Here is a 26,102-nt window from a genome sequence, read left to right as displayed (position 1 = left end):
CCCGTGAGGGTCGTCTCCCTGGTCCCGTCGCTGACCGAGGCGGTGGCCCGTACGGTGCCGGGCGCCCTGGTCGGCGCCACGGACTGGTGCACCCACCCGGCCGGTCTCGACGTCGTCCGCGTCGGCGGCACCAAGAACCCGAGGACCGACCGCGTCCTCTCCCTCGCCCCGGACCTGGTCGTCGCCAACGAGGAGGAGAACCGCGCCCCCGACCTGGACGCGCTGCGTGCGGCGGGCGTCGAGGTGCTGGTGACCGAGGTGCGTACCGTTCCGCAGGCCGTCACCGAGCTGGACCGGGTACTGACCGCCTGCGGCGCGCCCACCCGGCCCCGCTGGCTTGACGAGGCGCAGGCCGCCTGGGCCGACCCGCCCGTGCCGGAGCGGCGCAGCACGGCCGTCGTACCGATCTGGCGCAGGCCCTGGATGGTGCTGGGCCGCGACACCTTCGCGGGCGACGTCCTGGCCCGCCTCGGTGTCGACCACCTGTACGCCGCGCACGCCGAGCGCTACCCGAAGGTCCCGGTGGACGAACTGCGGGCGGCCCGCCCGGACGTCGTGGTCCTGCCGGACGAGCCGTACCGCTTCACCGCCGACGACGGCCCGGAGGCCTTCCCCGGCCTGCCCTGTGCCCTCGTCGACGGGCGGCACCTCACGTGGTACGGGCCGTCACTGGCCGCGGCGCCCCGGGTGCTGGCCGCGGCCCTGCGAGCAGCGCGCCGCTGAGCAGGCCCCGCGCGGTGTGCACGGCGGCGACGGCCCAGGCCGCGACGAGGAGGACGTACAGGGCGACGGTGAGCCCGTCGTAGACGAGCAGGCCCGTCTCGCGGGCCAGTGCCTCGGCGCCGGTGACGCAGGTGCCCACCGGGAAGGTGAAGGACCACCAGGTCATCGAGAAGCGCATGCCCGCCCGGCGGGCCCGGACGACGTGCGCGGCGGCGAGGGCCAGCCACATCAGGGCGAAGCCCATCACCGGCACCCCGTACAGCACGGCGAAGACCGCGAAGCCCTCGGCGTACGGCCCCGGCACGACCCCCGGCGCCACGTCCGCGAACTTCCCCACGGCGGTCGTCGACTGCCCGAGCGGGCCGAGGACCAGGAACAGCGACGGGGTGAGCGCGAGCGGCAGCGGCCCGCCGGTGAGCAGCCTGCCGAAGACCACCGGCAGCGTCACCAGCGTCGCGAACAGACTCACGCCGAACATGGCCACGCAGGCGAGCAGCAGCGTCTCGCGGGGCTGCCCCGCCGGGAGGTGCGGCACCAGCAGCGGTCCGGCGGCCGCGGACACCATCGGCGCGACGAGCGGCAGCAGCCAGACCGGGCTGGCCTGCCCCGGCTCGATGCGGTGGTGTACGGCCATCAGGTACGGCACGGCGACCGCCGCCGCGAGTCCGATCACCGTACCGGCGGTGAACAGCACCGTGTCCAGGGCGACCGCGGCCGGAGTGCCGATCCAGTCCCGGCCGAGGGCCAGGGCGCCGCCGCCGACCGCCAGCAGGGCCATCGACAGGCAGCCGTAGAACGGGGCCGCCGACGGGTCGAGGAGGTGGGCGCGGGCCTGGTCGCGGTGGTGGAGCCAGTGCAGGGACCTGGCGGTCAGCAGGACCGCCAGCAGGACGAGGGACAGGGCCCACACCGCGGTGCAGGCGGCGCGCAGGCCGACCACGTGCCCCGGGAGCGCGGCTCCGGCCGTGCCGACGATGGCGGTGCCCATGACGCACGCGTACCAGTTGGGCCCGAGATGCCGGACGGCCGGGACCCGCCGGACGGCCCGGTCGGCGACGGCGGAGGAAGGGGAGGGGGAGGGGGAGCGGGGCTGGGCTGCGGTGACCATGGCTCCACGGTCGCGGCGGGCGTAATCCCTGACCAGGGACCCTGTCTCTATGAGGGCATAAGCTGGAGTTATGGGCAGCGGTACGGGCGGCAGTACGGGCAGCGGTGCGAGCGGTGGCACGGGCGGTGGCCGGAGCGTTGGCACCGAGGGCGGCGGGCACGACACACGGGCACGGCATATGGCGGGCTCGCTGGCACACCGGGTACCGGACCTCGGGGCGATGGAGCTGTTGCTGGCGGTGGCCCGGCTGGGCAGTCTCGGCGGGGCGGCCCGCGAGCTGGGCATCACCCAGCCGGCCGCCAGCAGCCGCATCCGCTCGATGGAACGGCAACTCGGCGTCGCCCTGGTGGACCGCTCACCGCGCGGCTCCCGGCTCACCGACGCGGGGGCGCTGGTCACGGACTGGGCGCGGCGGATCGTGGAGGCCGCCGAGGCGTTCGACGCGGGCGCGCAGGCGCTGCGCGACCGGCGGGACTCGCGGCTGCGGGTCGCGGCGAGCATGACGATCGCCGAGTACCTGCTGCCGGGCTGGCTGGTCGCGCTGCGCGCCCAGTTGCCGGACACCGCGGTGTCGCTGCTCGCGGGCAACTCGGCGGCCGTCGCGGAGCGCCTGCTGGCCGACGAGGCCGACCTCGGCTTCGTGGAGGGGGTCAGTGTGCCCACCGGCCTCGACTCCGCGGTCATCGGGCACGACCGGCTCATCGTGGTGACCGCGCCGGGTCATCCCTGGGCACGCCGCAGACGCCCGCTGGAGGCGGCGGAACTGGCGGCCACCCCGCTGATCCTGCGGGAGAAGGGCTCGGGCACCCGGCAGGTCCTGGACGCGGCGCTGGGCGGCCTGGCCCGCCCCCTGATCGAGCTGTCCTCGACCACGGCGGTGAAGGCGGCCGCGGTGGGCGGCGCCGGCCCGTCCGTCCTCAGCGAGCTCGCCGTCGGCGAGGAACTGACCACCCGGCGCCTGGTGAGCGTCCCCGTGGCGGACGTCGTACTGACCCGCGACCTGCGAGCGGTCTGGCCCACCGGCCACCGCCCCGCCGGCCCGGCCCGCCAACTCCTGTCCCTGACCCGCGCGTAGGTGCCCCGCCCCGGCCGGTCGGGCCCGCACCGGGTGCACGGGGGACCGTCGTGTCCGGCGGGCTGGGGGCGGACGGTCCGGTCCGTCGGTCGCGGTGCTGTCGGTCGGCTCCGTCTGTCGGTCCTCGTGCCCGGCGCAGGGGGTCGCTCGTGGCCCCCGGCTGCGAGGTGTACGGGGTGCTCGGTTCGGTCCGCCGGGGTGCCCGTCGGACGTCGTCACCGGCCAGGGCCGGGCAGGTCCTCGGGCACCGGTCGGTCCGAGCGGGCCGCGTTCACCAGGGCCCGCATCACCCGTACGTCCTCGCCCATCTCCGGGTGCCACTGCACGCCCAGGACCCAGCCGGGGCCGGAGGGCAGCTCCAGAGCCTCCACGGTGCCGTCCACCGCGTGGGCCGAGGCGATCAGGCCGCTGCCGAGCCGGTCCACCGCCTGGTGGTGGTACGTCGGCACGAACGTCTCCTCCGGCACCGCACCGGCGTACAGCGTGCCCGGCACCGGGCGGACCGGGTGGCCGCCGAAGACGCCCACCACCTCGGCGTGCCCCTCGATGTGCTGGACGAGGGTGCCGCCCAGGGCGACGTTGAGCAGCTGCATGCCCCGGCAGATGCCCAGCAGTGGGACGCGTGCGGCCAGGGCCGCCTCGATGAGCGCCAGCTCCCAGGTGTCCCGGGCCCGGGCCGGCGGGCCGGTGCGCGGGTCGGGCCCGGCGCCGTACCGCACCGGCTCCACGTCCGGGCCGCCCGCGATCACCACCCCGTCGACGCGGGCGACGGTCGCGGCGGCGTGCTCCGGCGCGTCCGGCGGGAGCATCGCGGCCAGCCCGCCGGCCCGCCGCACCAGCCGCGGGTACCCGGCGGGCAGCAGCGCCGCCTCCAGCTCCCACACGCCCCAGCGCGCCCCGGACTCCAGATACGTGCTGACACCGATCAGCGGCCGGTCGGCCATCCGTCCTCCAGATGATGGATCGGGCAATGGACCGTTCCCACACCTTTGCCGGAGCGCGTGGTCACGGCAATACGCTCACGTCAGAAACCCGCGCAGCAGCGCCGCCGTGCCCGCGCAGTGCTCCCGGGCGATCTCCCGCGCCCCGTCCGCGTCCCCGTCGAGCACCGCCTCGACCAGCGCGGCGTGCTGGCGCTGGGAGTGCTCCAGGTTGCGCACCAGCAGCGGAATGCAGTCCAGCAGGTCGTTCAGGGTGGCGCGGACGGCCGCGTACTGCGCCGCCAGCGCCGGTGAGCCGCACAGCTCCGCCAGGGTGAGGTGCAGCATCGTGTCCAGCCGCCGGTACTGCGCGAGCGGCGCGTCCCGCGTGCCGGCCAGCGCCTCGCGCAGCCGCGCCGCCCGCGCCCGGGTCAGCCCGTGCGCCGCGCACAGCCCGGCCGCGCCCGCCTCCAGCACCTCCCGGAAGCGCAGCACGTCCTCGATGTCGACCCCGGCCACCCGGCGCCGCAGCTCGTCCTCGCCGCCCGCGTCCGCGCGGGGCAGCACGAACGTTCCGCCGTAGCGGCCGCGCCGCGCCTCCACCAGCCCCTGGTCCTGGAGCACCCGCAGGACCTCGCGCAGCGTCACCCGGCTGATCCCCAGCCGCTCCGCCAGCTCCCGCTCGGCCGGCAGCCGCTCGCCCGCCGCCACCAGGCCCAGCCTGACGACCTGGAGGATCTGCTCCAACGCCTCCTCGAAGCCGTTCCCGGCGCGCACCGGTCGCAGCACCGGCGCCAGCCGGTCCGTCACGCTCCCGGCACTCCCGCCGGATTCCTCCCGCACGCGGCCGCGCCCCCTTCCCAACCAAAGGTTCCCCGCAATACCTTATGGCTCCCGGCCAGAAGGAGGCTCTCCCCGTGGCAGACCGCACACCCCCGCTCGGGGTCGAGGAACTGCACGCCCTCGTCGCCGCCGGTGACATCGACACCGTCGTCCTCGCCTTCCCCGACATGCAGGGCCGCCTCCAGGGCAAGCGGTTCGCCGCGCGGTTCTTCCTCGACGAGGTCCTGCAACACGGCACCGAGGGCTGCAACTACCTCCTCGCCGTCGACGCCGACATGAACACCGTCGACGGCTACGCCATGTCCTCCTGGGACCGCGGTTACGGCGACTTCGCCATGCGCGCCGACCCCGCCACCCTGCGCCGGCTCCCCTGGAACGAGGGCACCGCGATGGTCGTCGCCGACCTCGCCTGGGAGGACGGCTCTCCGGTGCTCGCCGCGCCCCGCCAGATCCTGCGCCGCCAGCTGGAGCGGCTCGCCGGACACGGGTACACCGCGCAGGTCGGCACCGAGCTGGAGTTCATCGTCTTCCGGGACACCTACGAACACGCCTGGGACGCGGGCTACCGCGGCCTGACCCCGGCCAACCAGTACAACGTCGACTACTCCGTCCTCGGCACCGGCCGCGTCGAACCCCTGCTGCGCCGCATCCGCATCGAGATGGCCGGCGCCGGCCTCACCGTCGAGTCCGCCAAGGGCGAGTGCAACCCCGGCCAGCACGAGATCGCCTTCCGGTACGACGAGGCCCTGGTCACCTGCGACCAGCACGCGGTCTACAAGACCGGCGCCAAGGAGATCGCCGCGCAGGAGGGCATGTCCCTCACCTTCATGGCCAAGTACAACGAGCGGGAGGGCAACTCCTGCCACATCCACCTCTCGCTCGCCGACGCCGACGGCCGCAACGCCATGGCCGACGGGGCGGGCATGTCCGACGTCATGCGGCACTTCCTCGCCGGACAGCTGGTGGCGCTGCGCGAGTTCTCCCTGCTCTACGCCCCGCACATCAACTCCTACAAGCGTTTCCAGCCCGGCTCCTTCGCCCCGACCGCCGTCGCCTGGGGCCACGACAACCGCACCTGCGCGCTGCGCGTCGTCGGCCACGGCCGCTCCCTCCGCTTCGAGAACCGCCTCCCCGGCGGCGACGTCAACCCCTACCTCGCGGTGGCCGGCCTGGTCGCGGCCGGACTGCACGGCGTCGAGCAGCGGCTGGAGCTGCCCGAACCCTGCCCCGGCAACGCCTACGCCGCCGACTTCGAGCACGTCCCCACCACCCTGCGCGAGGCCGCCGAGCTGTGGGAGAACAGCACCCTCGCCAAGGCCGCCTTCGGGGACGAGGTCGTCGCCCACTACCGCAACATGGCGCGCGTCGAACTGGACGCCTTCGACGCCGCCGTCACCGACTGGGAACTGCGCCGCTCCTTCGAACGCATGTGAGGCCCACTTGTCGCACGAGTCCCATGCCCACAAGTCCCACGAGCCGCCCGACCTGGTCGTACTGAACCCCGCCACCGAAGAGGTCCTCGCCACCGTCCCCGCCGCCTCCGCGGCCGACGTGGACGCCGCCGTCGCCCGCGCCGCACGGGCGCAGACCGCCTGGGCCGCCCTCGCCCCCGGCGACCGGGCCCGGCTGCTGCGCCGCTTCGCCGTCACCGTCGACGAGCACCTGGAGGAGCTGGCCCGCCTGGAGCTCCGCCAGGCCGGACACCTGCTCGGCAACGCCCGCTGGGAGGCCGGCAACGTCCGCGACCTGCTCGACTACGCCGCCGGGGGAGTGGAGCGGCTCACCGGCCGCCAGATCCCGGTACCCGGCGGCCTCGACGTCACGCTCCTCGAACCACTCGGCGTCGTGGGCGTCATCGCCCCCTGGAACTTCCCGATGCCGATCGCGGCCTGGGCCACCGCGCCGGCGCTCGCGGCGGGCAACGCGGTCCTCCTCAAGCCCGCCGAGACGACCCCGCTCACCGCGCTCCGGCTGGCCGAACTGGCCCTGTCCGCGGGTCTTCCCGAGGGCCTGTTCCAGGTGCTGCCCGGGCACGGGCCGGTCGCGGGCGACGCGCTCGTCGCACACCCCGGCGTCGCCAAGATCGTCTTCACCGGGTCCACGGCCGTGGGCCGACGGGTGGCGGCCAAGGGCGCGGCGCTGCTCAAACCCGTCACCCTCGAACTCGGCGGCAAGAGCCCCAACATCGTCTTCGCCGACGCGGACATCGAGGCCGCCGCGGCCGCGACGCCCATGTCCTTCCTCGACAACAGCGGCCAGGACTGCTGCGCCCGCACCCGCATCCTCGTCCAGCGGTCCGTGTACGACCGTTTTCTCGCCCTGCTGGCCCCGGCGATCGAGGCCGTCCGGGTCGGCGATCCGGCCGACGAGAGCACCGAGATGGGCCCGCTGATCTCCCGCGCCCAGTTGGAGCGCGTCCGCTCCCACGTCCCCGCCGACGCCGCAGGAATCCGCGGCAAGGCGCCCGAGGGCGGCCCCGGCTTCTGGTACCCGCCGACCGTCCTCACCGGCGTCGACGCGCACGCGCGCGTGGCCGTCGAGGAGGTCTTCGGGCCCGTCGCCGTCGTCCTGCCCTTCGAGGACGAGGCCGACGCGGTCCGCCTGGCCAACGCCACTGAGTACGGCCTGGCCGGCTCGCTGTGGACCCGGGACGTCGGCCGCGCCCTGCGTGTGTCGGGCGCGGTGCGCGCCGGGAACCTGTCCGTCAACTCGCACGCCAGTGTCCGCTACTGGACCCCGTTCGGCGGCTTCAAGCAGTCCGGCCTGGGCCGGGAGCTGGGCCCGGACGCGCTGACCGCGTTCACCGAGACCAAGAACGTCTTCATCAGCAGCACCCCATCGAGCACGGAGGGCCCCGCACAGTGAGCGAAGACATCGTCTGCCGCAGGCTCGTCGGACGTACCGCGGTCGTCACCGGGGCGGGCAGCGGCATCGGACTCGCCGCCACCCGCAGGCTCGCCTCCGAGGGCGCCCACGTCGTCTGCGGCGACGTGGACGAGACCCGGGGCAAGGCCGCGGCCGAGGAGACCGGCGGCATCTTCGTCAGGGCCGACGTCACCGACCCCGAGCAGGTCGAGGCGCTGTTCGCGGCGGCGTACGACACCTACGGCAGCGTCGACGTCGCGTTCAACAACGCCGGTATCTCGCCGCCCGACGACGACTCCATCCTGGAGACCGGCCTGGAGGCGTGGCGGCGCGTCCAGGAGGTCAACCTCACCTCCGTCTACCTGTGCTGCAAGGCCGCCATCCCCTACATGCGGCGCCAGGGCCGGGGGTCCGTCATCAACACCGCGTCCTTCGTGGCCCGGATGGGCGCGGCCACCTCGCAGATCTCGTACACCGCGTCCAAGGGCGGCGTCCTCGCCATGTCCCGGGAGCTGGGCGTGCAGTTCGCGCGGGAGGGCATCCGCGTCAACGCGCTGTGCCCGGGACCGGTCAACACCCCGCTCCTCCAGGAGCTGTTCGCCAAGGATCCGGAGCGGGCCGCGCGCCGCCTCGTGCACATCCCGGTGGGGCGGTTCGCCGAGGCCGAGGAGATCGCCGCCGCCGTCGCCTTCCTGGCCAGCGACGACTCCTCCTTCGTCAACGCCACCGACTTCCTGGTGGACGGCGGGATCTCCGGGGCGTACGTCACACCGCTGTAGATCCCCGCGCACGGCGTCCTACAGTGCCCAGATGAGCATGACGCCACCGCCCGGCTGGTACCGCGACCCGTCGGCCCCGCACCAGGAACGCTGGTGGGACGGCACGGCCTGGACGGAGCACCGCCGGGCTCCCGAGCCCGTCGGGTACGGGCCGGCGCCGAGCCAGGCTCCCATGCAGGGACAGGTGCAGGTGCAGGGGCCCGGACCGGGGACGGGCACCGGCTCCGGCACCGGCGGACGTGGGAAGGCCGTCGCCGTCACCGCCGCCGCGGCCGTGCTGGTCGCGGCGATCGTCACCGGCGTGTTCGTGCTGGGCGAGGACGACGACGGCAGCCCGCGGACGCAGACCCCGCCGGTCACCGCGACCGCCACCGACCCCGCACCGGTCAGCGAGCCGCCGTCCCCCTCGCCCACCGCCTCCGAACCCCCCGCCGACGACCCGGCCCGGGTCGAGGACCAGCTCAACGGCATCACCCTGCCGCTGCCGGACGGCTGGGTCCGGCCCAAGTACGTCGCCGAGGACGACGTCATGATGACCACCGACGGCACCTACGACTGCCCCGCCGACGGCAGCGTGTGCCGGCACGGCCTCGTCGTCTCGCGCACCGTCACGGCGAACGCCGAGTCCTCCCCGAAGATCCTCGCCCAGCAGGACATCGAGGACGCGGCCGACGACGCCTACGACCGCGACCTGATCGGCAACAAGCCCTTCGGCGGCATCGAGTCCCACGAGGAGGTGGCGTCCGGCCCCGTCGCGGTCGCCGGACGCGCCGGGTACTACGTGCGCTGGCGGGTGACGACGGCGAAGGGACCCGGCGGCTACGTGCAGTCGATGGTGTTCCCGTCCACCGTCGGCACCGAGTCCCCGGTCCTCGTCCGCTACGTCTTCGACGCGGGTGCGGACGGGCCGCCGCTGGCCGACATGGACACCATCACCAAGGGCATCCGGCCCATCGGCGACGCGGACACCGGCGGCGGCGTGGGCAGCGGCATCGGCCCGACGGACTGACACGGACACCGGCACCGGCACCGACCCCACGGGGGCTCCCCGCTACAGGAAGGTGTGCCCCTCGCCCCGGTAGGTCGGCACCCTCGCCGTCACCGCGTCCCCGGCCACCAGGTGCAGCGCGTCGAACCGCTCGCACAGCTCCCCGGCCTTGGCGTGCCGGAACCACACCTTGTCGCCGATGAGCAGGTCGTCGGCGGGCGAGCCCAGCAGCGGCGTCTGCACCTCGCCGGGACCCTCCTGGGGGTCGTAGCGCAGCCCCTCGGGCAGATACGGCACCGGCAGCCGGTCGGTGCCGGCCGCGCCGGAGGCCGGATACCCGCCGCCGAGCACGGTCACCACCCCGACCCCCGGCCGCCGTACGACGGGCTGGGCGAACAGTGCCGCCGGACGACCGCTGAACGAGGTGTAGTTGTCGAACAACCGCGGTACGTACAGCCCGGAACCGGCCGCGATCTCCGTGACCGCGTCCTCGGCGGCGGTGTGCTGCACGCTGCCCGTGCCGCCGCCGTTGACGAACTCCAGGCCGGGCACCACGGCCCGGACCGCCCGCACCACGGCCGCCCGCCGCTCGGCGAGCTCCCGGCGCGCGGCGGCCTGCATCAGCCGCACGGCACGCGACCGGAACGGATGCCCCGCCACCGCGTCCCCGACCCCGGCGACATGCCCCTCGTACGCCATGATGCCGACCACCTCGAACCCCGGCCGGCGGGTCACCGCCCGGGCCAGGTCGGCGACCTGGGCGGGGGAGTGCAGCGGCGAGCGCCGGGCACCGACCCGCACCCGGCCCCCGAGCCACCGCAGCGAAGTGTCCAACTCCAGGCAGACCCTCACGACTTCCCCGCCGCCGTCGCCGTCGCGCGCCGCGTCGACGAGGTCCAGCTGGGCCGGGTCGTCGACCATCACGGTCACGACGGAGGCGAGCTTGGGATCCGCCGTCAGCTCGGCGTACCCGGCGCGGTCCGCCGACGGATAGGCGAGCAGCACGTCCTCGAAACCGGAGCGCGCCAGCCACAGGGACTCGGCCAGCGTGAACGACATGACGCCCGCGAAACCGTCCCTGGCCAGCGCCCGTTCCAGCAGCGCTCGACAGCGTACGGACTTGCTGGCGACCCGGATCGGCTTCCCGCCGGCCCGGCGGACCAGGTCGTCCGCGTTGGCGTCGAAGGCCTCCAGGTCCACGATCGCCACGGGGGCGTCCAGATGGGCGGTGGCCCGGTCGTAACGGGCCCGGTCTGCGGCGCGTGCGGTCATGACGGCAGCCTGCCAGACAGGATTACCGCAGGGTAGGGGGACGATCCGGGCCAATGCCACGGGCGCGCGGACTGGTTCCCCGTCGGGCGCGGTCACGCCGTAGAGTGACGCGCACGCACGGGCGGACCCTGCCCCGGCGGCAGGGCCCCGGCAGCCCGCGCCGGGATGGCGGTCCTCCCGAGCGGGTATGCGTGCCCGGGACGGATCGGTTCCGCGCCGGGCCGGGCAGGAGAGGACGGGCAGGACCACCGTCTCCGGCCCGTGTCGGAGAAACGGGCCGGGCCCGAGGAAACGGGGGGTGCATGAGCACGGAAGCGCGCCGCGCCTCCCTCCCCCCGCACCCCGAAACGCCACCCCGCCCGGAGACCCCGCCCCACCACCCCGAGACCCCGCCCCGTCCCGAGGCGCCGCCGCGCACGGACCCCGGACCGCCTTCCGCACCCACGTCGGGCCCGGACGAGACGCCCCGGCCGGATGCCGCTGCCGGTCCGCGGACGCCGGCCGGCGCCGAGGCTGTGCCGCGCCCGGAGGCCGGGCCGGGCCGGGATGTCTCTTTTCGGGCGGCGGTCCCGCGTTCGTCCGTGCCGCCGCACCCGGGGACCCCGCCCCGTCCCGGTGTTCCTCCCCGCCCGGCGCAGGCCCCGGCGGGGGAGCGCCCCGGTGGGGCCGGCGCACCCGCGCCCACGGCGGGCCGTGACGGCCGTGGGGGCACGTCCACCGCCCCGAACGGCGACGACGGCCGGGACGGGGGCGCCGCGGGTCCCGGTGCCCGGACCCGCTACCCGCGCTTCCGGCTCGGCGACGGCTCCCGACCCGCTGCAGCCGACGCCGCCGACGCCGACGCCTCCGCCCCGCCCCCCAGCGCCTCCGCCCGCTTCCCCGACGCCGCCCCGACCGTCGGCAGGGACGTCCCGCGCGGCGGCGGCGCGGCGCAGGCGCCGTCCCGCCGTCCCGGCGCTCCCGCACAGACCCCCACGGAGACGACCGCACGCCTGCGCCCGATCCCGGCGGCGCCCGAAGCGGAGAAGGCGGACGCGCAGACGGCGGCCGGAACGGACGTTCCCACGCCCCGGGCAGCCGTCCCGCCCTCCGGCCCAGCCGCCCCCCGCACCCCCGACCCCGCCTTCTCCTGGAGCACCCCGAACGAGGCGCGGCCCCGGGTCTCGTTCGCGGAGCCCGAGGGGTACGACGGACTGGCCCGGCCGCGGCCGCTCGGCGGGCGCCCGCGGCCCCAGGTCGTCGCCGCCGCCGTGTGTCTCGTGCTCGGCGTGGGGCTCCTCACCGGAGCCGTCACCGGGAGCTGGCTCGCCGGGGGCTCCGGGGACGACGGCGCGCGCAGTGCGTTCACCGAGGCCGGGGACCTGTGGCACAGCGTGCCCGTCGACCAGCTGTTCCCGCCCACCGTCCAGGGCAAGGGCGCGGGACCCGGCGGAGCCGACCGCACCTGGACGCGGGTCGCGGTCGCCCCGGACGGCGACTGCGCGGGCGCCTTCGACCGGCTCCTCGCCAAGGTGCTCGACCCGGTCGGCTGCTCGCGCCTGCTGCGCGCCACCTACACCGACGCCACCCAGAGCTACGTCACCACCGTCGGCCTGCTCTTCACCAAGGCCGACGCCGCCGCCATGACCTCGCTGGCGAGCCGGTTCAAGAAGGAGGGCCTGGGCCGCCGGGACGACCTCATGCCCCTGCCGTACGCGGCGAAGGACACCGTCGCCGAGGGCTTCGGCGCACCCCAGCGGGGATCGTGGACCGTCTCCGTCCTCACCGACGCCCCCGTCGTCGTCTACGCGGTGTCCGGCTGGGCCGACGGCCGCACCGTCGACGAACCCGAACCCGCCGAGGAGGCCATCGAGTCCGGTGCCACGTCGGCGCCCGCCCAGGCCGGTCTCGGCCACGAGGCGCAGGGCCTCGCCGACCGCGTCGAACGCGCCCTGCGCGGACACGTCGGCGCGCCCACGGAGCACCCGTCGTGACCCCCGCGGACATCCGCCGCAGGACCGGCGCCCTGAGCCTCTTCCTCGCCGCCGCCCTCGTCCTCGCCCCGGCGCCCGCCGCGCACGCCGACGGCATCCGCGCCCAGCAGTGGGCCCTGGACGCCATGCACACCCAGCAGGCGTGGCGCACCACCAAGGGCGCGGGCGTCACCGTCGCCGTCCTGGACACCGGCGTCGAGGCCGACCACCCCGACCTGGCCGGCAACGTCCTCACCGGCAAGGACCTGGTCGGCTTCGGCGCGAGCGAGGGCGACCGCTCCTGGGCCCGGCACGGCACCGCCATGGCCGGGATCATCGCCGGTCACGGACACGGCCCCGGCAACACCGACGGCGTCATGGGCATCGCCCCGGAGGCCAGGATCCTCCCGCTCCGCGTGATCCTGGAGGACGGCGACCCCTCCCGCGCCAAGGCCCGCAAGACCCGCGGCAACGCGCTGGCCGAGGGCATCCGCTGGGCCGCCGACCACGGCGCCGACATCATCAACCTCTCCCTCGGCGACGACTCCGCCTCCGCCCACCCCGAACCGGCGGAGGACGAGGCCATCCAGTACGCCCTGAAGAAGGGCGTGATCGTCGTCGCCTCGGCCGGCAACGGCGGCGAGAAGGGCGACCACATCTCCTACCCGGCCGCCTACCCCGGCGTGATCGCCGCGACCGCCGTCGACCGCTACGGCACCCGCGCCTCCTTCTCCACCCGCCGCTGGTACGCCACGGTCAGCGCCCCCGGCGTCGACGTGATCATCGCCGACCCCGACCACCGCTACTACGAGGGCTGGGGCACCAGTGCCGCCTCCGCCTTCGTCTCCGGGGCCGCCGCCCTGGTGAAGGCGGCCCACCCGGACCTCACCCCGGCCCAGGTCAAGTCCGTCCTGGAGGACACCGCCCGCAACGCCCCGGCCGAGGGCCGCGACGACTCCCGGGGCTTCGGCTTCGTCGACCCGGCCGCCGCCATCGAGGCGGCCGGACGACTGAAGCCGGAAGGGCTGAGGGCGGCGGCGTACGGGGACGAGTACTTCGGCACCGGACCGGACGCCGCCGCCTCCGACGACGACACCTCGGCCTGGGCCGCCCCGCTGGCCGGCGGGGCGGGCGGCGTCCTGGTGGTCGCGGCCGTGGTCCTGTGGCGGGGCCGCCGCGAACGCCCCGACGACTTCTGACCGCCCGGAGAGCTCCCTAGGACGGGTCGTCCCGGACCACGGACACCGCCGCCCGCGCCGCCGCCTCGGTCAGCGAGATCCCCTCCGCCCGCGTACCGCTGCCCCGCGACACCACCGCCACCAGGCAGCCGTGGCCGCCGGTCGCCACCCGCCCGATGCTGTTGACGACCCACAGCCCGGTGGTGCTGCGCCGCAGCCAGCCGTTCTTCAGCGCCCAAGCCGAACCGGCCGTCCCACCGGATGCCTCGCCCGCGTCGGCCGCCGCCGACACACCCCACCGCTGACCGTCCGCGATCCGCTCCATCAGCCCGCGCACATACGCCCGTGAAGCCTCGCTCAGCGCCGAACCGTCCGCCACGAACACCTGCCGCAGCAGCGCGACCTGGTCGGCGGCGGTGGTCTGCGTCAGACCCCACAGCGGACCGTCGCCGCCCCGCGTGCCCGTCAGCCCGAAGCGCTCGTTCGCCGCGTCGAGCCCGTCGGCCGTCCCGATCGCCCGCCACAGTGCCGACGCCGAGTCGTTGTCGCTGTACTCGATCATCGCGGCGGTGTACGTCCTCTCCGCCGCGGTGAGCGAACGTCCCGCGTCCTGCGCCCGCAGCAGCAGCGCCGCCAGGATGTCGACCTTGACGATGCTCGCCGTGTCGAAGGCGCCCGTGCCGTACGCGGCGCCCGCGCCCGAGTCCGGGTCGAGCACCGCCACCGACACCTCGGCGCCGTCCGGCACCGGCACCGACGCCATGGCCGCGGCCAGCCGCGCGTCGCCGTCCACCACCGGTCCGACCGGCTCGACCGTCTCCACCGCCGCCTCCCCGCCCGAGGGTGCCGAGGCCGACGACGATACGGTGCCGCCCGCCCCGATAGGGTCGGGGACCGTGGCGAACAAGAACATCCCCGACTCCGCCTTCTCCGACGACGACGGCACCGCCGACCCCCGGCTGAGCGCCGCGCTCGCCGCCTGGGCCGAGGACCGCGCCGCCGTCGGCCCGGTCCTGGAGGCGCTCAAGGGCGCCCGGCTGCTCGTACCCGTCGTCGCCGTACTCGGCGAGGTGGAAGAGGACGAGAACGGGCTGCGCCGCGAGAAGACCAGCGACATGGCCGTACCGACCCTGAAGGCGGGCGACCGCACCGCGCTCCCCGCCTTCACCTCGACCGCGTCGCTCGCCCGCTGGGACCCCGCGGCCCGTCCCGTCGCCGTACCGGTGCACCAGGCGTTGCAGGCCGCCGCGCACGAGAAGGCGGACACCGTCGTACTGGACCTGGCGGGCCCGGTGCCGTTCGAGCTGACCGGAGCGGTGCTGCTGGCACTGGCCGAGGGGCGTACGACGACCGACCCGCTCGCGGATCCGGCCGTGGCCGGGGCCGTGCGCGCCGCCCTGGCCGACGAGCCCGCGGTGCTCCGCGCCCACCTCGGGCCGGGACGCGCCGACGGCACGCTCGCGCTGGTCCTGGACCCGGCCGCCGACGCGGCGAAGGCCGCGCGCGCCGTCGCCGAGCGGCTGGCCGCCGACGACACGCTGAGGGCCCGCCTGGTGCGCGGCCTCGACCTGGCACTGCTGCCGGCCGGGGCGACGCCCCCGGGCGAGCCCTTGTACGTGCGGAGGTAGCTCCCGGTCGCCGGGCGGCGGTCAGCCGTAGACCGCGCCCGTGTACTTCTCGCCCGGACCCTGCCCCGGCTCGTCCGGGACGAGCGAGGCCTCGCGGAAGGCGAGCTGGAGCGACTTCAGACCGTCGCGCAGCGGCGCCGCGTGGAACGAGCTGATCTCGGTCGCGGTCGCGTCGAGCAGACCGGCCAGCGCGTGCACCAGCTTGCGCGCCTCGTCCAGGTCCTTGTGCGCGTCGCCCTCCTCGGTCAGGCCCAGCTTCACGGCGGCCGCGCTCATCAGGTTGACGGCGACCGTCACGATCACCTCGACCGCGGGGACCTCGGCGATGTCGCGGGTCATGGCGTCGAAGTCGGGGTTCGCCGAGGATTCGGGAGGGGTCTCACTCATGCCGCACACGATAGGCGCAGCGGGGGAGCGGGCCCCACTCGGACTCGGTTAGCCCTTCCCCCGCCGAGCTGCTAACCTTGTGTAACGACCGGTCGGACACGCACGCCCACGGCAGCGGATCCGGCCCACAAGTGGAGGCTTCGAACTCCCACCTGGCCGTCCTCCGGACGGCGGGTCACCGGTCAGGCGGTCCCGTCCCACGGCGGTGACCAGCCCGAAGTCGCGCCCCGCGGTCATCGCGGCGGTGCTCCGGTAGCAGTTCGAGGAGCCCCGCCTGTGATCGTCCGGGGCATTTTTTGTGTGCCGGCGCGGTTAGGTCTATCGAACACAGACGTTACGCGGCTGTCCGCCAGACCGTCGCGTGGTGCTACCGAGGAGGATCCATCAGCGCCGAGCCCCGCATCAACGACCGGATTCGCGTTCCCGAGGTGCGACTTGTCGGTCCCAGCGGCGAGCAGGTCGGGATTGTCCCGCTTGCCAAGGCCCTGGAGCTTGCGCAGGAGTACGACCTCGACCTCGTCGAGGTCGCGGCGAACGCCCGTCCGCCCGTGTGCAAGCTCATGGACTACGGGAAGTTCAAGTACGAGTCGGCCATGAAGGCCCGTGAGGCGCGCAAGAACCAGGCGCACACGGTCATCAAGGAGATGAAGCTCCGGCCGAAGATCGACCCGCACGACTATGACACCAAGAAGGGTCACGTCGTCCGGTTCCTCAAGCAGGGCGACAAGGTCAAGATCACGATCATGTTCCGTGGTCGCGAGCAGTCCCGGCCGGAGCTCGGCTACCGACTGCTGCAGCGTCTCGCGGAGGACGTCCAGGACCTCGGCTTCGTGGAGTCGAACCCGAAGCAGGACGGCCGGAACATGATCATGGTTCTCGGTCCGCACAAGAAGAAGACCGAGGCGATGGCCGAGGCCCGCCAGGCGCAGGAAGCGCGCAAGGCGGACGCGAAGGCGAACCCCGGCAAGTCGCAGAACGCCGCGGAGGCCGACGACGCGGAAGCCGAGGCCCCGGCCGAGGCACCTGCCGAAGCGTGACCCCGGGGGACCGCCAGTCCCCAGGACACATACCCGATACAAGAGCGACGCTCCAACCGTGCCCGGTTTCACGACCGGGCACCGGAGCGCCACCGACGAGGAGAGAACGGCGCTATGCCGAAGAACAAGTCGCACAGCGGTGCCAGCAAGCGCTTCAAGATCACCGGCTCCGGCAAGGTGCTCCGTGAGCGCGCCGGCAAGCGCCACCTGCTCGAGCACAAGTCGTCCCGCGTGACGCGTCGCCTCACCGGCAACGCCGAGATGGCCCCGGGCGACGCCGCGAAGATCAAGAAGCTTCTCGGCAAGTGACGTACGGGCGCCACTGAGCGCCGTACGGCAGGACCGGGACCCATTCGATACCGGGCCGCGTGAGGACCACCGCGGCCCCGCTACAAGGAGTTAACAAGTGGCACGCGTCAAGCGGGCAGTCAACGCCCACAAGAAGCGCCGGGCGATCCTCGAGCAGGCCTCCGGCTACCGCGGTCAGCGTTCGCGCCTGTACCGCAAGGCCAAGGAGCAGGTCACCCACTCGCTGGTCTACAACTACAACGACCGCAAGAAGCGCAAGGGTGACTTCCGCCAGCTGTGGATCCAGCGCATCAACGCCGCTGCCCGCGCCAACGGCATCACGTACAACCGCTTCATCCAGGGCCTGAAGGCCGCCAACGTCGAGGTCGACCGCAAGATCCTCGCCGAGCTGGCCGTCAACGACCCGAACGCGTTCGCCGCGCTCGTCGAGGTCGCGCAGAAGGCGCTGCCGAGCGATGTGAACGCGCCGAAGGCGGCGTGACGCTGCGCTGGCTTGAGCCGTAGTTGAAGGGACCCGCAGGCTTGGAGCCTGCGGGTCCCTTCGGTTGCCGTTGTGTTCGGTTCGTTGTCTGCCGCGGGTGCGTTGTGGCTGGTCGCGCAGTTCCCCGCGCCCCTTTGGGGCGCGTCGCAGTCCACGACGATTCAGATGTGAAGGTGAGCAAGAGTGCGTCCTGTCAGCCCCGAGCTGATCTCCCCCCGGTCCCCCCGTGTCGCTGCCGCTCGGCGGCTTGGGAAGCGGAACTTTCGGGGGAAGGAGCGGCTGTTTCTGGCCGAGGGGCCGCAGGCCGTGCGGGAGGCCGCGGGGTACGGGGAGACGCTGGTGGAGCTGTTCGCCACCGTCGACGCCGCCGAGCGGTACGCCGACATCGTCGGGGCCGCGCGTGAGGTGGGCGCCCGGGTGCACCTGGCCGCCGACTCGGTGATCGAGGACATCTCCACCACCGTCACCCCGCAGGGTCTGGTCGGGGTCTGCCGGTTCCTGGACACGCCCTTCGAGGAGATCCTCGCCGCCCGGCCCAAGCTGGTCGCCGTCCTCGCGCACGTCCGGGACCCCGGCAACGCGGGCACCGTGCTGCGCTGTGCCGACGCCGCCGGGGCCGAGGCGGTCGTGCTCACCGACGCCTCCGTCGACCTGTACAACCCCAAGGCCGTACGCGCCTCCGTCGGCTCCCTGTTCCACCTGCCGGTCGCCGTCGGCGTCCCCGTCGAGCGGGCCGTCGCGGGGCTGCGGGAGGCGGGGGTACGGGTGCTGGCCGCCGACGGTGCGGGCGAGGACGACCTCGACACCGAGCTGGACGCCGGCACCATGGGCGGGCCCACCGCCTGGGTGTTCGGCAACGAGGCCTGGGGGCTCCCGGAGGAGACCCGCGCCCTCGCCGACGCCGTCCTGCGCGTCCCGATCCACGGGAAGGCGGAGAGTCTGAACCTCGCGACCGCCGCCGCCGTATGTCTCTACGCGTCGGCGCGTGCACAGCGCGCCGCCGGAGGGTGCCGCTCCGTCACCGAGAGCTAGTAGGGTGACCAGCTCAAGGCCCCTGCGCGGTTGAGAGGTGGGGTACGGGGATGAGCGTCGGCACGAGCAGCGCACCGGGAGCACGCCAGGTGCCGCGCCCGCCCGCGCCCCGCCCGCCCGGCGATCCCGCCGACCTCGGCATCGACCCGGACCAGCTGCCCGACGGCCTCGTCGTCGCCGACGAGCACGGCCGGGTGGTCTGCTTCAACGCGGCCGCCGCCCGCATCACCGCCACCCCCGCCGCCGAAGCTCTCGGCCGGCCCCTGGAGAGCGCCCTGCCGCTGGAGGACCTGGAGGGCCGCCGCTGGTGGCAGCTCACCGACCCCTACGGCGGCCTCGCCATCCGGGTCCGGCAGCCCGAGCGCAACCTGCTGCTCCCCGGCGGCCGGGAGGTCCTGGTCACCGCCCGCTACGTCCGCGCCGAACGCCTCGGCCCCGTCCACCGCGTCGTCGTCACCCTGCGCGACACCGAGGCCCGCCGCCGCACCGAGCGCAGCCACGCCGAGCTGATCGCCACCGTCGCCCACGAGCTGCGCTCCCCGCTCACCTCCGTCAAGGGCTTCACGGCCACCCTGCTGGCCAAGTGGGAGAGGTTCACCGACGACCAGAAGCGGCTGATGCTGGAGACCGTCGACGCCGACGCCGACCGCGTCACCCGGCTCATCGCCGAGCTGCTCGACATCTCCCGGATCGACTCCGGCCGCCTGGAGGTGCGCCGCCAGCCCGTCGACATCGGCGCCGCCGTCGGCCGGCACATCCAGGCGTACGTCGCCGCCGGACAGGAGGCCGACCGGTTCCTGCTCCGCCTCGCCCAGCCGCTGCCCGACCTGTGGGCCGACCCCGACAAGGTCGACCAGGTGCTGAGCAACCTGCTGGAAAATGCCGTGCGGCACGGCGAGGGAACCGTCACCATTGACGTCACGCCCACGGCGTCCCCCCGCGAGGGTGAGGACACCGGCACGTCGGTCACGGTGAGCGACGAGGGGGCCGGCATCCCGGAGGAGTCCATGAACCGCGTCTTCACCCGCTTCTGGCGGGGCAGCAAGCGCGGTGGCACCGGCCTCGGGCTGTACATCGTCAAGGGCATCGTCGAGGCCCACGGCGGCACCATCACCGTCGGCCGCGCCCCCGGCGGCGGCGCAGAGTTCCGATTTACGTTGCCCGTGGCGGCACCGGCGTACCTCACCTGAGCATCAGCTGAGACGGCCGACGACCCCACGGGCGTAATCCAGCGTTCCACAGCCCCGTTAGACTCGGTCTTTGGCACCTTTGCGTCCAGATCCGCAGACGAAGCGTCGACGAAGCGTCTCCGCCGCGTCTGGGGACCGTAGACGGGGCGTCCCAGCCAGCCAATCGGAAGCACGGGAAGAGATGTCGGCACCGAATAAGTCGTACGACCCTGTCGAGGTCGAGGCGTTGAAACCGGAAGAGATCGAGCGCATGCGGGACGAGGCGCTCGCCGCCTTCGCCGCCGCGGACTCCCTCGACGCGCTCCAGGAGGCCAAGGTCGCCCACACCGGCGGCACCTCCCCGCTGTCGCTGGCCAACCGCGAGATCGGCGCCCTGCCCCCGCAGGCCAAGGCCGAGGCCGGCAAGCGCGTCGGCATGGCCCGCGGCGCGGTGAACAAGGCGCTGGCCGCCCGCCAGGAGGAGCTGGAGGCCGAGCGCGACGCGCGCGTCCTGGTCGAGGAGGCGGTGGACGTCACGCTGCCCCACGACCGCGTACCGGCCGGCGCCCGCCACCCGCTCACCACGCTCTCCGAGCGCATCGAGGACATCTTCGTGGCCATGGGCTACGAGGTCGCCGAGGGCCCCGAGGCCGAGGCCGAGTGGTTCAACTTCGACGCCCTCAACATCGGCCCGGACCACCCGGCGCGCGGCGAGGCCGACACCTTCTTCGTGGCGGGCCCCGAGGGCGGCGCCGAGTCCGGCGTCGTGCTGCGTACCCACACCTCGCCCGTGCAGATCCGCTCCGCGCTCTCCCGCGAGCTGCCGGTCTACGTGATCTGCCCCGGCCGGGTGTACCGCACCGACGAGCTGGACGCCACGCACACCCCCGTCTTCCACCAGGTCGAGCTGCTCGCCGTCGACGAGGGCCTGACCATGGCGGACCTCAAGGGCACCCTGGACCACATGGTCCAGTCGCTGTTCGGCGCGGAGATGAAGACCCGGCTGCGGCCGAACTTCTTCCCCTTCACCGAGCCGTCCGCCGAGATGGACATGCTCTGCTACGTCTGCAAGGGCGCGTCCGTCGGCAACCCCGACCGGCCCTGCCGCACCTGCTCCAGCGAGGGCTGGATCGAGCTGGGCGGCTGCGGCATGGTCAACCCGCGGGTGCTCACCGCCTGCGGTATCGACCCCGAGAAGTACAGCGGCTTCGCCTTCGGGTTCGGCATCGAGCGGATGCTGATGTTCCGCCACAACGTCGAGGACATGCGAGACATGGTCGAGGGTGACGTCCGGTTCACCCGGCCGTTCGGGATGGAGATCTGATGCGGGTCCCGCTTTCCTGGCTGCGGGAGTACGTCGACCTGCCAGCCACCGAGACCGGCCGCGACGTGCAGGCCAAGCTGATTTCGGCCGGCCTGGAGGTCGAGACCGTCGAGCACCTGGGCGCCGACCTCAAGGGCCCCCTCGTCGTCGGCCAGGTGCTGACCATCGAGGAGCTGGAGGGCTTCAAGAAGCCGATCCGCTTCTGCACGGTGAACGTCGGCCAGGCCAACGGCACGGGTGAGCCGCAGGAGATCGTCTGCGGCGCCCGGAACTTCGCGGTCGGCGACAAGGTCGTCGTGGTCCTGCCGGGCGCCACCCTGCCCGGCGGCTTCTCGATCAGCGCCCGCAAGACCTACGGCAAGACGTCCCACGGCATGATCTGCTCCAGCGACGAGCTGGGCATGGGCGACGACGGCACGCACGGCATCATCGTGCTGCCGCCGGAGACCGAGGTCGGCAAGGACGCCATCGAGCTGCTGGAACTGGTCGACGAGGTGCTGGACATCGCCGTCACCGCCAACCGCGGCGACTGCCTGTCCATCCGCGGCGTCGCCCGCGAGGCCGCCATCGCCTACGGCCTGCCGCTGCGCGACCCGGCCCTGCTGGACGTGCCCGGCCCGAACGCCTACGGCTACCCGGTGAAGATCGCCGACCCCACCGGCTGCGACCGCTTCACCGCCCGCACCGTGACCGGCCTCAGCGCCGAGGCGCGCTCCCCGATCTGGCTCCAGCGGCGGCTCCAGAAGGTCGGCATGCGCCCGATCTCGCTGGCCGTCGACGTCACGAACTACGTGATGATGGAGCTGGGCCAGCCCCTGCACGCCTACGACCGCGGTCTGGTCCAGGGCACCATCGGCGTACGCCGGGCCCAGGAGGGCGAGAAGATCGTCACCCTCGACGGCACCGAGCGGAAGCTGCACGCCGAGGACCTGGTCATCACCGACGACCGCGGCCCGATCGGCCTCGCGGGGGTCATGGGCGGCGCCAACACGGAGATCGCGGACCACGGCGACACCGAGAACGCGACGAGTGACGTGGTCATCGAGGCCGCCCACTTCGACCAGGTGTCCATCGCGCGCACCGCCCGCCGCCACAAGCTGTCCTCCGAGGCCTCCCGCCGCTTCGAGCGCGGCGTCGACCCGCAGGCCGCCGCCGCTGCCGCGCAGCGCACCGTCGACCTGCTGGTGCTGCTCGCGGGCGGCACCGCCGAGGCCGGGGTCACGGAGATCAGCGCCCCGTCCGCACCGCACACCGTCAGCCTCCCGGCCGACCACCCGGACAAGGTCGCCGGTGTCGCCTACGGCCGCGAGACCGTCGTACGCCGCCTCCAGGAGGTGGGCTGCGACGTCTACGGCCAGGACGAGCTGATCGTCACCGTGCCGTCCTGGCGGCCCGACCTCACCGACCCGAACGACCTCGCCGAGGAGGTCATCCGCCTGGAGGGGTACGAGAACCTCCCCTCCACGCTGCCCAGGCCCCCGGCGGGCCGCGGCCTCACCTCCCGGCAGCGGCTGCACCGCCGCGTCGGGCGGGCCCTGGCCGGTGCCGGTTACGTCGAGGCGCTGAACTACCCGTTCGTCGGCGAGCAGGTCTTCGACCAGCTCGGTCTCGACGCCGACGACCCGGCCCGCCGCGTCGTCAGGCTGGTCAACCCGCTCAGCGACGAGGAGCCCGCGCTGCGGACCACGCTGCTGCCCGGCCTGCTCGCGGCGCTGCGGCGCAACGACGGCCGGGGCGCGCACGACCTCGCGCTGTTCGAGACCGGCCTGGTCTTCCACCCGCGCGACGAGCAGCGCGTCGCCGCCAACCTGCCCGTCGACCGGCGCCCCGGCGAGGACGACCTCGCCGCGCTGGACGCCGCGCTGCCCGACCAGCCCCGGCACGTCGCCGTGGTCCTGGCCGGCGCCCGCGAACAGGCCGGCTGGTGGGGCAGGGGCCGTCCGGCCGACTGGGCCGACGCGGTCGAGTCCGCCCGCACCGTCGCCCGTGAGGCCGGCGCCGAACTGGGCGTCCGCAAGGGCCAGTACGGGCCGTGGCACCCGGGCCGCTGCGCCGAGCTGTTCGTCACCGTGGACGGCGAGGACCGCGTGATCGGGCATGCGGGTGAGCTGCACCCGCGGGTCCTGAAGACACTGGGCCTGCCCGCGCGCACGTGCGCGATGGAGCTGGACCTCGACGCGGTGGAGCGGGTCGGCGACGACACCCCGCAGGCGCCGGGCATCTTCACGTTCCCGGTCGCGACGCAGGATGTGGCCCTGGTGGTCGACGCGTTCGTCCCGGCCAGTGAGGTCGAGGCCGCGCTGCGCGAGGGCGCGGGCGAACTGCTGGAGTCCATCCGGCTGTTCGACGTCTACGACAACGCGGAGCAGCTCGGTGAGGGGCGCAAGTCCCTGGCGTACGCGTTGCGCTTCCGTGCGGGGGACCGGACGCTGACGGTCGACGAGGCGTCGGCCGCCCGCGACGCGGCGGTTGCCCTCGCGGGCGAGCGGGTGGGCGCAGTGCTCAGGAGCTGACGGTTCGCCCAAGGGGCGTGGGGTTTCTGCCGGTTCGGCGGCTGCGGGCAGTCGGTGGCCGGTCGCGCAGTTCCCCGCGCCCCTGGGGCATCACCTGAACGGCGTTCGACCGCCTCTCCGGCCGGCGGAGCCGTCCGCCCCGCCACGGAGTGTCGGGCAGGCAGCCGGGCGGACGGCCTGGATACGGGCCGCCGCACTGTACGAGGGGGAGCCGGCGGCCCGGCCGGCCTCTTTCGAGGCCCTTCAGTCAACCGGCCCGGAACTCTCCGCGACAGCGCGCACACGCTGCGGATGCGCGTACTCCGTTCACACCCCGTGTGAAGACCGACGCACTACGCTGTCGGCACCGATTCACCGGGGGCACCCATGCAGCCCAACACCCTGCTCGACGCGATCCTCGACGAGGCCGGGATCTCGCACGCGGGACTGGCCGCGCACGTCAACCAGGCGGGCCGGGCGCGCGGGCTCGCACTGAGGTACGAACACACCGCCGTCGCCCGGTGGTTGAAGGGACAGCGGCCGCGCGGCCAGGTGCCCGACCTGATCTGCGAGGTCCTCGCCTCCCGGCTGCACCGACCCGTCACCCTCGACGACATCGGCCTCGGCGTGCCCGGCGAACCCGCCGCTCCGCACACCGGATCGCTGTCCGGCTTCGTGGAGCGTGCGACCGCCCTGTGGCGCTCCGACCAGCAGCAGCGCCCGCACATCCTCGGCGCCCCCGCGCTCACCGGCACACCGGCCGTGATGCCCGTGTGGGAGTGGGAGAACCCGCCCGAGGACACGGACGTCTCCCGCGGTGGACGGCACCGGGTCACCGCGGCCGACCTGGAGACGGTGCGCTGCGCCCGCACGCACTACGAGCAGATGTACCGCAAGGCCGGCGGCATCGCGACCCGCGCCCGCATCGTCGGCTTCCTCAACTCCGAGGCCGCGCCGCTGCTGCGCGGCAGCTACACCGACGCCACCGGACGGCAGTTGCACCGGGCCACCGGGGGCCTGGTGGCGGTCGCCGGGATCTGCGCGTACGACTCCGACGCGCACGGCCTCGCCCAGCGCTACTTCCACCAGGCACTGCGGCTCGCCAAGGCCAGCGGCGACCGGGGGCTCGGCGCGTACGTCATCGCGCTGCTGGTCAACCAGGCGCTGTTCATGCGGGAGTACCGGCAGGCCGTCGCCTTCGCCGAGGCCGCGCTGCGCGCCGCCGGCCGGCACATCACCCCGGCGCTCGCCTCCGACCTGTACGCGATGCAGGCGAAGGCGTACGCGCACCTGGGCGACGGCAGCGGCGCGCTGGCCTGCATCCGCCGGGCCGAGCAGGCCGCCGAGCGCATCCGGCGGGGGTACGAGCCCGACGAGACCGGCTACGTCCAGCCCGGACTGGTCAACGTCCAGGTGGCGGAGGCGCTGCTGAGCCTCGGTGAACTCGCGGCGGCCGGGGAGCACGCGGCGGCGGCCGTGGACACCCCCGCGCACGACCGGGGCCGCGTGCACCGGCTCGCCATGCTCAGCACGATCGAACTGCGCCAGGGCCACGCCGACAAGGCGGTGGCGACGGCCGTGCGGATGGCCGAACAGGCCCGGGGAATGGAGTCCCACCGGCTGCGCGACAGACTGCGCGCGGTGCGCGAGCACCTGGTGAACAGCGGTTGCGGGGGCACGGCCGAGGCCGCCGAACTCATCGACGGGGCACTGCGCGTACCGCTGTAGCCGTCCCGTCCGGCCGCGCCTCTGCGTCCACCCCTGCGCCCACTCCTGCGCCGTGAGCGGCCCTCGTACGCCTGCTGCCGGAACGCTGCTGCTGCGATATTGCCACCTACTCAAAGAAAGGTGGCAGAACAGTGCAGTGGACGAAACAGAGCGAACAAAATGTGTACTCAAATCGATGGTTCAGCGTCAATCGCGCCGATGTCGTCCTGCCCGACGGCCGGCACCTCGACCACTTCCTGATACGGATGCGCCCCGTGGCCGCCGCCACGGTCGTGAACGAGGCGGGCGAGGTCCTCCTGCTGTGGCGGCACCGCTTCATCACCGACAGCTGGGGCTGGGAACTGGCGGCCGGAGTCGTCGAGGACGGCGAGGACGTCGCGGTGGCGGCGGCCAGGGAACTGGAGGAGGAGACCGGCTGGCGGCCCGGACCACTGCACCACCTGATGAGCGTGGAGCCCTCCAACGGACTCACCGACGCGCGCCACCACGTCTACTGGGCCGACCGGGGCACGTACACCGGGCACCCCGTGGACGACTTCGAGTCCGAGCGGCGGGAATGGGTCCCCCTCAAACTCGTGCCCGACCTGATCACCCGAGGGGAGGTCCCGGCCGCCAACATGGCGGCCGCCCTGCTCCTGCTCCACCACCTCTGGCTCGGGCGCGACCAGCCGCAGGAGGAGTAGCGAGTGGCCGGGACTGGCCAACTTCGGTCATTTGTTGAGGTGTTCCGGCCAAGGAGCCGTCCCGCCCGCCGCAGGTACTGACAGGCACCGCCCGCACGGGCACGATGCTGCGACATCGGACGGGGGCGT

General features: G+C 74.0%; 24 protein-coding genes. 18 read left to right on the top strand and 6 right to left on the bottom strand.

Annotated elements, in window-relative coordinates; genetic code table 11:
- Nucleotides 1-3: 3 nt before the first annotated feature.
- Nucleotides 4-723, top strand: a complete 720-nt coding sequence (locus ACH4D3_RS23230) for a helical backbone metal receptor (protein WP_398324901.1) — start codon at nt 4-6, stop codon at nt 721-723.
- Here ACH4D3_RS23230 and ACH4D3_RS23225 read toward each other — a convergent pair.
- Nucleotides 650-1,831 (bottom strand): TDT family transporter, encoded by a 1,182-nt coding sequence (locus tag ACH4D3_RS23225; protein WP_398324898.1) that lies wholly within the window; start codon nt 1,829-1,831, stop codon nt 650-652. The genes ACH4D3_RS23230 and ACH4D3_RS23225 overlap by 74 nt on opposite strands.
- Before the next feature lie 178 nt (nt 1,832-2,009).
- On the opposite strand from ACH4D3_RS23225, the gene ACH4D3_RS23220 reads away from it, so the two are divergent.
- Complete coding sequence (locus ACH4D3_RS23220; RefSeq protein WP_398325328.1) at nt 2,010-2,906, top strand: LysR family transcriptional regulator; 897 nt, start codon at nt 2,010-2,012, stop codon at nt 2,904-2,906.
- Nucleotides 2,907-3,121: 215 nt separating this feature from the next.
- Here the strand turns inward: ACH4D3_RS23220 and ACH4D3_RS23215 are convergent, their stop codons facing one another.
- Both ACH4D3_RS23215 and ACH4D3_RS23210 read right to left on the bottom strand, forming a co-directional pair.
- Nucleotides 3,122-3,850: a gamma-glutamyl-gamma-aminobutyrate hydrolase family protein gene (locus tag ACH4D3_RS23215; protein WP_398324895.1), complete on the bottom strand. Its 729-nt coding sequence runs from the start codon at nt 3,848-3,850 to the stop codon at nt 3,122-3,124.
- 75 nt (nt 3,851-3,925) lie between these two features.
- Complete coding sequence (locus ACH4D3_RS23210; RefSeq protein WP_398324893.1) at nt 3,926-4,669, bottom strand: FadR/GntR family transcriptional regulator; 744 nt, start codon at nt 4,667-4,669, stop codon at nt 3,926-3,928.
- A gap of 74 nt (nt 4,670-4,743) precedes the next feature.
- Between ACH4D3_RS23210 and glnA4 the strand changes: the two genes are divergently transcribed.
- Genes glnA4 through ACH4D3_RS23190 form a run of 4 tightly spaced genes read left to right on the top strand, consistent with a single transcriptional unit; the run spans nt 4,744 to nt 9,322 of the window.
- On the top strand, nt 4,744-6,102 hold the full coding sequence (gene glnA4 / locus ACH4D3_RS23205) for a gamma-glutamylethanolamide synthetase GlnA4 (RefSeq protein WP_398324890.1): 1,359 nt from the start codon (nt 4,744-4,746) through the stop codon (nt 6,100-6,102).
- 7 nt (nt 6,103-6,109) lie between these two features.
- Complete coding sequence (locus ACH4D3_RS23200; protein WP_398324887.1) at nt 6,110-7,534, top strand: aldehyde dehydrogenase family protein; 1,425 nt, start codon at nt 6,110-6,112, stop codon at nt 7,532-7,534.
- Nucleotides 7,531-8,313, top strand: a complete 783-nt coding sequence (locus ACH4D3_RS23195) for a 3-oxoacyl-ACP reductase (RefSeq protein ID WP_398324885.1) — start codon at nt 7,531-7,533, stop codon at nt 8,311-8,313. The genes ACH4D3_RS23200 and ACH4D3_RS23195 overlap by 4 nt, the downstream gene beginning before the upstream one ends.
- A 37-nt stretch (nt 8,314-8,350) precedes the next feature.
- Nucleotides 8,351-9,322, top strand: a complete 972-nt coding sequence (locus tag ACH4D3_RS23190) for a DUF2510 domain-containing protein (protein WP_398325325.1) — start codon at nt 8,351-8,353, stop codon at nt 9,320-9,322.
- Between the two features lie 42 nt (nt 9,323-9,364).
- On the opposite strand, the gene ACH4D3_RS23185 is transcribed toward ACH4D3_RS23190, so the two are convergent.
- Entirely contained in the window at nt 9,365-10,573 is a 1,209-nt protein-coding gene (locus ACH4D3_RS23185) for an amino acid deaminase/aldolase (protein ID WP_398324882.1), read from the bottom strand.
- 581 nt (nt 10,574-11,154) lie between these two features.
- On the opposite strand from ACH4D3_RS23185, the gene ACH4D3_RS23180 reads away from it, so the two are divergent.
- Together ACH4D3_RS23180 and mycP are read left to right on the top strand one after the other, a co-directional pair.
- On the top strand, nt 11,155-12,546 hold the full coding sequence (locus tag ACH4D3_RS23180; RefSeq protein ID WP_398324880.1) for a hypothetical protein: 1,392 nt from the start codon (nt 11,155-11,157) through the stop codon (nt 12,544-12,546).
- Nucleotides 12,543-13,724: a type VII secretion-associated serine protease mycosin gene (gene mycP / locus ACH4D3_RS23175; RefSeq protein WP_398324877.1), complete on the top strand. Its 1,182-nt coding sequence runs from the start codon at nt 12,543-12,545 to the stop codon at nt 13,722-13,724. The genes ACH4D3_RS23180 and mycP overlap by 4 nt, the downstream gene beginning before the upstream one ends.
- 16 nt (nt 13,725-13,740) lie before the next feature.
- On the opposite strand, the gene ACH4D3_RS23170 is transcribed toward mycP, so the two are convergent.
- A complete protein-coding gene (locus ACH4D3_RS23170) occupies nt 13,741-14,466 on the bottom strand; it encodes a serine hydrolase (protein ID WP_398325322.1) in 726 nt (241 codons plus the stop codon).
- 133 nt (nt 14,467-14,599) lie between these two features.
- On the opposite strand from ACH4D3_RS23170, the gene ACH4D3_RS23165 reads away from it, so the two are divergent.
- Nucleotides 14,600-15,331 (top strand): SseB family protein, encoded by a 732-nt coding sequence (locus ACH4D3_RS23165; protein WP_398324875.1) that lies wholly within the window; start codon nt 14,600-14,602, stop codon nt 15,329-15,331.
- A 21-nt stretch (nt 15,332-15,352) separates the two neighbouring features.
- On the opposite strand, the gene ACH4D3_RS23160 is transcribed toward ACH4D3_RS23165, so the two are convergent.
- Complete coding sequence (locus ACH4D3_RS23160; protein ID WP_003977223.1) at nt 15,353-15,718, bottom strand: DUF1844 domain-containing protein; 366 nt, start codon at nt 15,716-15,718, stop codon at nt 15,353-15,355.
- A 383-nt stretch (nt 15,719-16,101) separates the two neighbouring features.
- On the opposite strand from ACH4D3_RS23160, the gene infC reads away from it, so the two are divergent.
- The 9 genes from infC (at nt 16,102) to ACH4D3_RS23115 (ending at nt 25,973) form a co-directional block, all read left to right on the top strand.
- The gene (gene infC, locus ACH4D3_RS23155) at nt 16,102-16,755 is read left to right on the top strand and encodes a translation initiation factor IF-3 (RefSeq protein ID WP_356866163.1); all 654 of its coding nucleotides are present in this window, start codon (nt 16,102-16,104) and stop codon (nt 16,753-16,755) included.
- A gap of 114 nt (nt 16,756-16,869) precedes the next feature.
- Nucleotides 16,870-17,064 carry a 50S ribosomal protein L35 gene (gene rpmI / locus ACH4D3_RS23150; RefSeq protein ID WP_003977225.1) on the top strand — a complete coding sequence of 65 codons (195 nt, stop codon included), beginning with the start codon at nt 16,870-16,872 and terminating at the stop codon, nt 17,062-17,064.
- A 97-nt stretch (nt 17,065-17,161) separates the two neighbouring features.
- Nucleotides 17,162-17,545, top strand: a complete 384-nt coding sequence (gene rplT / locus ACH4D3_RS23145; protein WP_003977226.1) for a 50S ribosomal protein L20 — start codon at nt 17,162-17,164, stop codon at nt 17,543-17,545.
- A gap of 183 nt (nt 17,546-17,728) precedes the next feature.
- Nucleotides 17,729-18,577 (top strand): TrmH family RNA methyltransferase, encoded by an 849-nt coding sequence (locus ACH4D3_RS23140; RefSeq protein WP_398324871.1) that lies wholly within the window; start codon nt 17,729-17,731, stop codon nt 18,575-18,577.
- 50 nt (nt 18,578-18,627) lie between these two features.
- A complete protein-coding gene (locus ACH4D3_RS23135; RefSeq protein WP_398324868.1) occupies nt 18,628-19,767 on the top strand; it encodes an ATP-binding protein in 1,140 nt (379 codons plus the stop codon).
- Between the two features lie 181 nt (nt 19,768-19,948).
- Nucleotides 19,949-21,070: a phenylalanine--tRNA ligase subunit alpha gene (pheS, locus tag ACH4D3_RS23130; RefSeq protein WP_393639302.1), complete on the top strand. Its 1,122-nt coding sequence runs from the start codon at nt 19,949-19,951 to the stop codon at nt 21,068-21,070.
- Nucleotides 21,070-23,583 carry a phenylalanine--tRNA ligase subunit beta gene (gene pheT, locus ACH4D3_RS23125; protein WP_398324865.1) on the top strand — a complete coding sequence of 838 codons (2,514 nt, stop codon included), beginning with the start codon at nt 21,070-21,072 and terminating at the stop codon, nt 23,581-23,583. The genes pheS and pheT overlap by 1 nt, the downstream gene beginning before the upstream one ends.
- A gap of 366 nt (nt 23,584-23,949) precedes the next feature.
- Complete coding sequence (locus ACH4D3_RS23120; RefSeq protein ID WP_398324862.1) at nt 23,950-25,290, top strand: transcriptional regulator; 1,341 nt, start codon at nt 23,950-23,952, stop codon at nt 25,288-25,290.
- A 131-nt stretch (nt 25,291-25,421) separates the two neighbouring features.
- Nucleotides 25,422-25,973, top strand: a complete 552-nt coding sequence (locus ACH4D3_RS23115) for an NUDIX hydrolase (protein ID WP_398324859.1) — start codon at nt 25,422-25,424, stop codon at nt 25,971-25,973.
- Nucleotides 25,974-26,102: the final 129 nt, after the last annotated feature.

Source organism: Streptomyces sp. NPDC018026, assembly GCF_044327745.1.
Taxonomy (GTDB): domain Bacteria; phylum Actinomycetota; class Actinomycetes; order Streptomycetales; family Streptomycetaceae; genus Streptomyces; species Streptomyces rubrogriseus.
This window is presented reverse-complemented; position numbering and strand designations above follow the sequence as displayed.